Below are 2,886 nucleotides of genomic sequence, written 5' to 3'. Positions count from 1 at the left end.
GTGCGTGGGGGTGGGTGCGGGCGTGCGGGTCCGGTTCTCGCGCGTGCGGCTCACCCGACCGGCGAGTGCTGGTAGCCGACGGGGTCGGGCAGGCAGCGGGGGTCCTCCCAGAGCAGCGCCAGATCGTACGCCCAATGGTGTTCGGACGACTCGGAGGCGTACGCGGTCTCGCGCAACTCGTGAATGTACGTGGGCAGTTCGGCGGGCGGTAGATCCGCGAGGTGTTCGGCGAGGCGGTCCAGGAAGGCCGCGCCCCGGCAGTCCTCGTGCGACGGCCCGCCCCGGCAGCCGGAGCGCGGCCACAGCATCACCGGCACCGCCGCGTTCAGTCCGGCCTTGAACAGCTGCCGGGAGCCGTCCGTGCGCGGCGGGGTACCGAAGCCGACGACATCCGCTCCCCGGCGCAGGGCCACGGTCAGCTTGCCCGGGTCCTGCCCGACGGTCCCGCAGCCGATACGGCGCAGCCGGGCCGACCGCTGGACGTCGAGCTCCCGCCACTTCTGCAGGAGCTTGTGCTGGAGGCCGCCGCTGCGCCGCCGCTCCAGGTCCATGACGACGAGCGGGGCGAAGGCGCCGAGCGGGCTGTCGTCGTCGGCGCTGCGCTGCCAGTTGGCCACGTCCGTGTTGAGCCACCGGCGCGGCAGCACGAAGGCGAGCAGCTCCCGGGCGCCCGGCTCCAGTGCGTGGTACGCCTCGTCGATGCGCTCCAGGGCGTAGGACCGCACCCGGTCGGCGGGCATCCGGCGCCGGCCCACCACACGGCGGTGGTCTCCGTTGTACGCGGACACCTCCACCAGGAACTGGTGGTCCCCGGAGCCGCTGGGCGCGATCTCGACGAGGATCGGCGACCAGGAGTGGGGGGTCACCCCGGCCTTGTGTCCGGGCGCCGCCTCGGCGCCCACGTGCGGCCAGGACCGCAGGGCGGCCCGGGTCGGCCTGTCCTCGACGAAGTCGGCGAGCCGTTCCGCGAACCGGACCGCGGCCTTGGTGTCGCTCACCTCGGAGAGGAGGTACCAGGCGGCGTCCCACAGGGAGGCGAAGCCCTGCGGCGGGGGCGGGGGACCGAAGTCGGTGACGGCTTCCTGGTAGAGCCGCCGGGGGCTGCACTCCAGGTCGCCGTGGCGGTCCGCCTCCTCGACCAGCAGCCGGAGCCGCTCCTTCTGCGGGCCGTCGTAGTCCGGGGTCGGGATCAGGTCGCCGAGGCGGGGCCAGTAGCGGGCCATGACGTTCGCGGGCAGCATCCGTCCGTTGCGGACCCCGGGGTCGCGGGCCGCCGCCGAGACCATGCCGACGACCCGGCCGCTGTCCGCGAGCGTCACCGCCGCCCCGCTGAACCCGGGCACCAGCGGCTGCCCGTGCGCGGCCCACGCCTCCAGCTGCACCCACTCCCCGGCGATCAACTGGCCTGCGGTGGCCCGGTATTCGGCGATCGTGCCCTCGTCGTAGTGCTTGGGGAAGCCGTACGCGAGGAGTTTGCGCGGCGGGTGGCCGTACGCCTCGTCGGGTGCCGCGAACTCGGCGGGCTTCAGGTCGACGGCGCGGTCGAGTTCCAGGACGGCGAGGTCACCGGCGTCCGTGTCGCGGCCGTCCCAGCCGCCGTGCGCGACGACGTGGGCGCCGATCGACTCCCCGCCGCCGTGCGCGAAGGACACGCTCACCGCGTCGGTGCCGCTGCGGGCGACCACGTGCGCGCAGGTAAGGACATGGCGTTCGGTGACCAGGAAGCCGGCGCCCGTGTCGCGCCCGCAGCTGATCCTGGCGTGCCAGGCGGCGCTGGTCATGATGGCGAGGAGGTCTCCGGGGGAGCGTCCGACCGCCCTGGGGACCAGGAGAGCTTGACCACGAGATGCCCCTCGACCGCGCTCTTCGCGATCAGCGCGCCCGCCTCCGCGGTGAGCTTCACCCCGAACTCGATCTCCACCGCGTCGGGTTGCAGCGAACCGTCCCGGAAGACCCGCAGCGCGGACGCCGCCGCTGAGCGCACACCGTCCAGGGCGCCCTCGAAGGTCCGCGTCGCCTGGACCGTACCGTCGTCCCCGCGGGCCACGAGACGGGAGCCCGATCCGGCCCCCTCCTCGACGGCCTCGACGGTGACCACGGCTCCGTCGGCGGTCTTGAACTCCACTAAGCCTTCCACCACGCCCCCGTCCTGTCGTTCGTGACGTCCAACCAGCCTATTGTCACGGACGGTACTCGTGTTGTCTCTTTTTCCACAGGCCATACACATACTCCGAACGGGTGTGCGCGGCCCCGGTCATGTGATACCCCGCACGACCCCCAGCGCCATCAAGTCCTGCGGCCGCACCCGCAGTTCGTCCGCCGTGGCCCGCACCTGGTCCCCGGGGCGTTTGAGGATCGCGGCGGCCAACTCCGGGGCGATCACCGAGAAGTAGCTGTCCGGGGTGGCCCAGGTGCTGCCGGGCGCGGCCAGCGCGAGCGCGCCGCCCGAGCCGCCCTCGCCGATGACCAGCGTGGTGACCGGAGTCCGGGCGGTGGCCACCGCGTCGAACACGTCCGCGACGGCCCCTCCGGCGCCCTGCCGCTCGGCCTCGGCGTCGTTGGCGGCGCCCGGGGTGTCCACCAGTGTCAGCACGGGAATGCCGAGCCGGCCCGCGAGGCGGATCAGCCGGGCCGCCGTGCGGTACCCGGCGGGGCGGGTCGCGGTGCCGCACTGGGCCGCGTACGCGACGGTCCGGCCCTCGTGCTCGCCGAAGCCGCACAGCATGCCGGGGTCGGTGCCGCCGCAGCGGTCGCCGCCGATGGCCGCGCGGCGCGTGAAGTACGCGTCCAGGTAGGCCGCGGCGCGGGGGCGTTCGGGGGAGCGGGCGCGCAGGACGGCGGCCCAGCCGGTGGAGGGGAGGGCGGAGAGCGAGGCGTTCTCTTCTC

3 protein-coding genes are annotated in these 2,886 nt (G+C 74.0%); all 3 read right to left on the bottom strand.

What is annotated here, in order from left to right; genetic code table 11:
* Nucleotides 1–50: 50 nt before the first annotated feature.
* Nucleotides 51–1,781, bottom strand: coding sequence for a VMAP-C domain-containing protein (locus FNH08_RS48140; RefSeq protein WP_152778218.1), 1,731 nt, complete (start codon nt 1,779–1,781; stop codon nt 51–53).
* The gene (locus FNH08_RS48135; RefSeq protein ID WP_322726611.1) at nt 1,778–2,137 is read right to left on the bottom strand and encodes a CU044_2847 family protein; all 360 of its coding nucleotides are present in this window, start codon (nt 2,135–2,137) and stop codon (nt 1,778–1,780) included. Before FNH08_RS48135 ends, FNH08_RS48140 begins: the two co-directional genes overlap by 4 nt.
* Before the next feature lie 117 nt (nt 2,138–2,254).
* Nucleotides 2,255–2,886: carboxyl transferase domain-containing protein (locus FNH08_RS48130; RefSeq protein ID WP_322726610.1), on the bottom strand; the 632-nt coding region annotated here is incomplete at its 5' end.

It is taken from the genome of Streptomyces spongiae (assembly GCF_009377185.1).
Classification (GTDB): Bacteria; Actinomycetota; Actinomycetes; order Streptomycetales; family Streptomycetaceae; genus Streptomyces; species Streptomyces spongiae.
Note: the sequence above shows the minus strand (reverse complement) of the source record. Positions and strands in the feature narration are given on the sequence as shown.